At 41.7% G+C, this 7172-nt stretch carries 7 protein-coding genes; 4 read left to right on the forward strand and 3 right to left on the reverse strand.

Translation table 11 applies throughout. From position 1 onward, the window contains the following. Positions 1-363 precede the first annotated feature (363 nt). On the forward strand, positions 364-999 hold the full coding sequence (locus tag A0J48_RS25350) for a bifunctional 4-hydroxy-2-oxoglutarate aldolase/2-dehydro-3-deoxy-phosphogluconate aldolase (protein WP_200327345.1): 636 nt from the start codon (positions 364-366) through the stop codon (positions 997-999). Between the two features lie 33 nt (positions 1000-1032). Here the strand turns inward: A0J48_RS25350 and A0J48_RS25355 are convergent, their stop codons facing one another. The 3 genes from A0J48_RS25355 to A0J48_RS25365 form a co-directional block, all read right to left on the reverse strand. Further along, positions 1033-3837, reverse strand: a complete 2805-nt coding sequence (locus tag A0J48_RS25355) for a M16 family metallopeptidase (RefSeq protein ID WP_200327346.1) — start codon at positions 3835-3837, stop codon at positions 1033-1035. Positions 3838-4134: 297 nt separating this feature from the next. Next, positions 4135-4551, reverse strand: a complete 417-nt coding sequence (locus A0J48_RS25360) for a VOC family protein (RefSeq protein WP_200327347.1) — start codon at positions 4549-4551, stop codon at positions 4135-4137. Between the two features lie 74 nt (positions 4552-4625). Continuing rightward, a complete protein-coding gene (locus A0J48_RS25365) occupies positions 4626-5138 on the reverse strand; it encodes a TIGR02652 family protein (RefSeq protein WP_200327348.1) in 513 nt (170 codons plus the stop codon). 241 nt (positions 5139-5379) lie between these two features. Between A0J48_RS25365 and A0J48_RS25370 the strand changes: the two genes are divergently transcribed. The 3 genes from A0J48_RS25370 to A0J48_RS25380 form a co-directional block, all read left to right on the forward strand. Next, positions 5380-5901, forward strand: coding sequence for a gamma carbonic anhydrase family protein (locus A0J48_RS25370; protein ID WP_200327349.1), 522 nt, complete (start codon positions 5380-5382; stop codon positions 5899-5901). Between the two features lie 320 nt (positions 5902-6221). After that, the gene (locus A0J48_RS25375; RefSeq protein WP_200327350.1) at positions 6222-6347 is read left to right on the forward strand and encodes a photosystem II protein Y; all 126 of its coding nucleotides are present in this window, start codon (positions 6222-6224) and stop codon (positions 6345-6347) included. A gap of 111 nt (positions 6348-6458) precedes the next feature. Further along, positions 6459-7172, forward strand: a 714-nt coding sequence (locus A0J48_RS25380) for a bifunctional folylpolyglutamate synthase/dihydrofolate synthase (protein ID WP_325079144.1), incomplete at its 3' end; no start/stop codon positions are given.

The raw sequence follows: 7172 nt of genomic DNA on the forward strand, positions 1-7172 counted from the left end.
AACGACGCTCAAGAGTCAGCCTATCGGCAGATAGGTAGATTTGAGTAGGTTTTATATAACGGTTTTCCTTTTATCTATCTCACTCAGGACTTACGCACAGAAGTTATCTTTGACGACTGGGTGTAGGGGTTTTCCTCTCCTCGACCTTGATTTTTCCATCACTTTACCCCTTGGTCAAAACCCTTGATTTTTCGTTTTTTTGCGTAAGTCCTATCACTATCACCCTACCATTCCAAAATCTTTATCTTTCGTTGTTTTTCGTAAGTCCTAACAAAATAGCTATTAGTTATAAACTTGAAATTTACCTCAATTCAAAAAATAATTGAGGTAATTTTTTTGTGTTTGTAGTTTACAAAAATCAAAATGTCCGATCAAGTTTGGTTATCACGGTTACAGCAAAGTCGAGTGATCGCAGTTATTCGCGCTCCTAAAATGGTATGGGGGGAAAAAATGGCTGTAGCCGTGGCTGATGGCGGAATGCAGCTGATAGAAATTACCTGGAATAGCGATCGCGCTGCTGATTTAATTTCTCAACTCCGTACTCAGTTACCTGAATGTTTAATTGGTACAGGAACTCTGTTTAATGTTCAGCAGTTACAAGATGCGATCGCTGCTGGGGCGCAATTTCTCTTCTCTCCCCATACAGACTCAGAAATGATTAAAGCCGCAGTCGCTAAAGATGTTCCTATTATACCTGGCGCACTCACACCGACTGAAATTATTACCGCTTGGACTCAGGGTGCAAGTTGTGTCAAAGTCTTTCCTGTCCAAGCAGTAGGCGGAAGTAGTTATATTCAAAGTTTACAAGCGCCCCTGGGTCATATTCCCTTAATTCCTACTGGGGGTGTAACCTTAGAAAATGCTCCAGATTTTTTACAAGTTGGCGCTGTGGCGGTGGGTTTAAGTGGGGAATTATTCCCAAAAAAATGGGTATTAGAAGAAAACTGGAGTGCGATCACACAACAAGCTAAAAATCTGATGCAGAAGTTAAGTTGCTAGTTAAGAGTATGGCTGATTTTCGTCAATCGCCAATCACTTTTGTACCTCTGCGATCATTGCTGGGCCTGCTGTCACCACAACCAGTTTATCAGGAGCGAGTAACTCAAGTGCAGCTTGATTAACTTCATTTTTTGTAACTTTCTGAATTTTTTCGACAAAAGAGCGCAATTCTATTTTATCTAGTCCGTAAACCTCATTCATCAAAATTCTCGCTGTTAATTCCTCTGGCTTGGACAGAGAAATATTGTAGTTACTAATTAGAGTGCGTTTAGCGGTTTCAACTTCCAATTCCGTCACACCTTGCAGACGTAGTTGTTTTAAGATTTTGCGAGTAGTGGCGATCGCTTTATTAGTATCTTCTGGACTGGTTTGCATTTCAATCAAAAATGTACCTGTATTTTTTCCCGCTTGGAAACTGCTGTAAATTCCGTAGGTTAAACCCAAGCGATCGCGTACTTCTGACCCCAGTCTACTAGATAAAGTATCTCCTCCCAAAATTTGATTTAACACCAAAGCTTGATAAAATCTGGGGTCTTGGCGTTTAATGCCTACATAACCCATATAGGTGACAGCTTGAGCTTTACCAGGTAGAACGGAATTAACACGCACTCCCTGATCTACCATCTCTACTTGGGGATATTTTACTATTGCTGGCTTTCCTTTGACTTGCCAATTACCAAGTTGATTTTCTAATTGCGATCGCACTTCCTGAGCATCAAAATCACCCACCAGTACCAATACCATCGTATCTGGGCGATAATGTTTTTGTCTAAATGCGATCGCATCAAAACGTTTAATTTTCTGTATACTTTCTTTCGTAGGAAACTTATGTAATGGATGATTTTGCGGATAAATAGATTGGATTAATTTCCGATTAGCCACCTCATCAGGATCATCTAAATTTAAATTTAAATCATTTAACGCTTGTTGACGACTTCTTTCTAACTCTTTTACAGGAAAGGTACTATTTTTCACAACATCAGTCATGGTTTCCAGCAAAACAGGTAAGTCTTCCTTTAAACTCTTACCTTGAATGCGTACACCTTCCCGCAAAGCTGTAAAACTTAAACTTGCTCCTCGTACTTCTAAAATATCGGCAATAGTTAATGCATCCTTGGTTTTAGTTCCACTCATCAAATTATCTGCCACCAAAGACGCTAATCCCGCTTTCTCATTGTCGTCAAATTCTTTCCCAGCTTTAATAGAAGCACTTAAAGTTATTGTCGGACTACTCTTGTCTGGCAGTAATAACACCCGCAAACCATTGACAAATGTTAGTTTTTGTGGTAAGATTCGGTCTGTTTTTTGGCTAACATTATCCGTATCTGGTAAATACTTTATTACCTCAGACGGTGCTAAAGATAGACCAGAAGTAAAATTTTCTTCAGTCGTAGTTGCAGATGATTGATTATCGTTTTTGGCATTTTGTTGGCTAGGTTCAAAAAAACCAACTACTCGCGCTTCTGGTTGGAGATACTTATTAATTACAGTATTAATATCTTCAGCTTTAACCTTGCGGACATTATCCAAATAACGTTCTGTATAACGATAATCACCAGCAATTAGCTGATCGTTAGCAAACTGCATTCCTTGACTAGTGATATCACGTCTATTCAAGATGACAGAACTTATTAATTGAGTTTTAGCTTTTTCAACTTGTTCTGATGTCACCCCTGTTTTAGCAAGTTTTGTAATTGCATTTTTGATAACGGTATCAATTTTCTGTAAATCTTGACTTGGTGCAGCACTCACAGATAAATCGTACCAGCCAATTGCTCCCAAACTAGCGACGTGAGCAGAAACATCACCATCTAAACCCGAATTCACCAAAACCCGATCCAGATAAGAATTTTTTCCCCCCGTCAAAATATAATCCATCACGCCCAAAGCTGGTACATCTGGATGATTGACATCAGGAAGTGGATAAATCACCTGCATCAGCTTTCCCGCACCTGGTTCTTGTAACACTATTGCAGAAGTGGGAATTTGAGGAATAGGGGTAATAGGTTTTGGTGCAGATGTTTGACCTTTAGGAATTTTCCCAAACACCTCTTTCACAGTTTCCAGAGTTTTTGCAGTTTGGAAATCTCCGACAATTACCAAAACAGCATGATCAGGAGTGTAATATCTTTGATAATACTCCCGCACCTGCTCCACAGTCAATTTTTCCACATCTGCTTGAGTTCCACCCGTTGGTAAACCATAAGCATGATCAGGAAATACAGACTTCAATACAGCACGTTTAAGGCGATATTTGGCACTATTTTCATAACCTTCTAACTCAGAAATCACCACCTGCTTTTCACTTGCTAGTTGCTGATGATCAATGAGAGAATTTTGCATCCTGTCTGCTTCCAGTTCCAGCAGTGCATTGAGTTTGTTACTTTCAGCCGTATTGTAATATGCGGTTTGCTCATAACTAGTAAAAGCATTAGAGTCACTACCCAAAGCACTAAATAACTGTCCAAATTGAACAGGACGAGTTTTTGTACCTTTAAACATCAGATGCTCCAACTGATGAGCAACACCATTTACACCAGATGCTTCATAACCTGAGCCAATTTTGTACCATACCTGTACCGTGACAACTGGTGCATTATGTACTTCTTTTGTCAAGACAGTTAAACCATTATCCATTACTGTCTTCTGGATATCTGTTGTCAATGTAAGATTATTTGTTTTTGTGCTTACGAAAATTTGCTGAGAATGTTCCCCGCTTATTATCTTTAAATTTTGGCTATTGGCAGAGGTATGCCTCAACGAAACCGCTGCAATTAGAGAAAAAATGAATAGTAGTAGAGGAACACGATATCTATGGAAGACAGCAATAACAGACATATATTTTCAAAATATAAGTAAATAAGACTACATCTTTTTACCTATACAGTTAGAGTTTAAATTTTCTGGAAAATTTTAAGAAGGAGTTCAGGAGTCAGGAGTCAGGAGTCAGGAGTCAGGAGTCAGGAGTCAGGAGTCAGGAGTCAGGATAAAGAGAAAATATTTTTTCCCCACACCCTACACCCCACACCCTAAGCTATAGCTGTAGCCAGGATGATTAGGACATTGTTAAACCTTGAAACTTAATAATAGCCAGGGTTTCACTCTTGCCTTTTGCCTCTTGCCTTTTGCCTTCTGCTATAAAAACCGAATAAACTCTAAAGGCAAGCCATCAGCATCAGCGATGAAAGTTACCTCTAGGATGCGATCGCCTATTTGTTGCTGAGTTGGTTCTAAAAGGATTTTTAAAGGTTGCAACTCACTTATCGCAGCTATTTTCGCCTTTAAATTTTCTAACCAGCTGTGCAAATCTGGCGCAACATCAGTTAAATCGAAGGAAAGATGATAATAGCCCACATAATGCTCATCTGCAAAGGCATCAGGGGCTGGTTTTGGCTGGGGAATGTGGATTAATTCAATGCGGCTATCCAAACCTTCCATCCAGCAAGCAAGAGTATAACCTGTAGTGAAGCGATCGCCAACCGTAAATCCTAACTGCTCATAGAAAGCGATCGCACGGTGAATATTAGCAGTCCGAATAGAAGCATGGTGCATAGAATTTTAGATTTTAGATTTTAGATTTTGGATTGAGGATCAATCTACAACCTAAAACCTAAAATTGCCATAATTTACTCAAACAGCCGGAAATAAGGGTAACGCACCGGCACACCAGGTTCCTTGTCCAAATCAAAATTAATCACGTCCCAGCAAGGATCTTCAGCAGGATCGGGACTAAACTCAACTGGTAAACCATACAAACGAGCAGAACCAGTCTCCGGCTGTCCAGAACGCCAAGGACTACTGCGTTCCAAATAGCCACTCATCAACTCTTGATAGCGTCGGGCAATAATTACCTTTGTCGCTCTATATCCTTGAGTATAAAGCTTATCTAACGCCTCGTGAATTTCAAACCGAATCCCATCGGGATGAGTATGTTGTCGATACCATTCATTATTCCACCTGCGCCAATGACGACCCGACTGGAGATGTACCAACTCTTCCGTTTTCGGGTTTGCTTCAAACGCGCCATGACGAGTACACAGATAGGTATCAGTTAACGTCAGCGCGGGAATGGTTTGGCGACAGTGAGGACACTGTATTTCAGGGCCAAATATTGGGTACTGCAAGCCTGGATTCATCATGAAGTGCGTACAAGCATAGTTTTGTCTTTACCAGCACCAATAGGTTGGATTTTACACTTCGGCTCTACCACCTTGAGTGAGTTGCTCACCACTACACACAATAATGAGTTGCCGCAAAAGCAAATCTCAGTAGTGCTGTCCTTAGCGTACAGGCCAAAGGGCTGTGATATCCTGGTTGTGCAACCAGCCATCGAGGTTGGAGTTTTTCCAGTGTTCCTGGGTACCATATCAATATTCTATCGTGTCTACTGTTTCCTATTGGACATCTCCCGATTTTTCTCAAGCCGCCTTTATCGCACCCAACGCCGTTGTTGTTGGTTCAGTCAACATCGCCGCAGGTGCGAGCTTATGGTATGGCGCAGTAGTGAGGGGGGATGTAGAACGCATTGAAATTGGCGAATGCACAAACATACAGGATGGAGCCATTTTACATGGTGATCCTGGTCTGCCCACCATCTTAGAAGATCATGTCACGATAGGACATCGTGCTGTGGTACATTCTGCCCACATTGAACGAGGAAGTTTAATCGGCATCGGCGCAATTATTTTAAATAAAGTCAGAATTGGTCATAGTAGCATCATTGGCGCAGGTGCAGTAGTAACCAAAGACATACCCCCATGTTCCCTAGTTGTAGGCATCCCCGCCAAAGTCGTCCGTCAATTGACAGAAACCGAAGCCGCAGAACTCATCGAACACGCCGAAAAATACAAAAAATTAGCCCTAGTCCACGCCGGGAAGGGTACAGATATCGGGTTTAAGTAGGGGTGTAGGGTGTAGGGTGTAGGGAGGCAGGGGAGGCAGGGGAGGCAGGGGAGGCAGGGGGAAAATTCATTCTTTCTCCCATACTTCTTCTTTCTCCTGTAACTCCTGATAGCGAAGCGTGGCGTAAGCCATACTCCTGATAGCGAAGCGTGGCGAAGCCATACTCCTGAACTCCTGATAGCGAAGCGTGGCGAAGCCATACTCCTGAACTTCATCATTCTTTACACTTTCCCTTGGAAAAATTCCCCAGTTCAGATAAAAATAAAAATTGATAACTGTTGACAAAACTTTAATTTCTACTTAACAGAGGGCTTCTAGATATGGACATTGATACCCGTGTAATCCTCGTTTTAGCACCACTAGCTATTGCTGCTGGTTGGGCTGCTTTTAATATCGGCGCTGCTGCTATTAGACAAGTACAAAACTTTTTGAACAAAGAAGCGTAATCAGGGTGTAGGGTGTGGGGTGTAGGGTGTGGGGAGTCGGGAGGATATTTTATCCAGTCCTCAGTCCCCGTTACCCAGTCCCCAGTCCCCAATACCCAGTCCTCAATTCCTGTGAACATCGACTCCTTACTCCAACCCTTTCAACACTTTGGTGTTAATTTAGGACTATCCCGCATAGTCAAATTATTAGGAAATCTTGACAACCCCCATGAAAAAGTTCCTGTCATTCATGTTGCTGGAACTAATGGCAAAGGTTCTGTATGCGCTTATCTTTCCTCTGGACTCACTGAAGCTGGTTATCGCACAGGAAAATATACTTCACCCCATTTAATAGATTGGAATGAGCGCATCTGTGTCAATGAACAGCCAATTAATTCACAGAAATTGTCAGAATTAATACAACAAGTTCAAGCTGCAATTGACCCAGAAGAAGAATCACCGACCCAATTTGAAGTAATTACCGCAGCAGCTTGGTTATATTTTGCACAACAGAAAGTTGATGTAGCCGTGGTTGAGGTGGGACTAGGAGGGCGCTTAGATGCAACAAATGTTTGTAATAAGCCTTTAGTAACAGTAATTACTTCCATTAGTAGGGAACATTGGCAGCAACTAGGGCCAACAGTAGCCGATATTGCCAGAGAAAAAGCAGGTATTATTAAAGCTGGATGTCCTGTAGTGATGGGACAATTGCCAGAAGATGCCCAAAAAGTTGTAATATCCCGTAGCTTAGAATTACAATCCCCTCTGATTACTCCTCAACCCGCTGTAGAAATTAGACCAGGATGGGCAGAATATAAAAGATGGGGAGTTGGGGAGTTGGGGAGT

The sequence above is a fragment of the Sphaerospermopsis aphanizomenoides BCCUSP55 genome (assembly GCF_001586785.1).
In the GTDB taxonomy this organism is placed as follows: Bacteria; Cyanobacteriota; Cyanobacteriia; order Cyanobacteriales; family Nostocaceae; genus Sphaerospermopsis_A; species Sphaerospermopsis_A aphanizomenoides_A.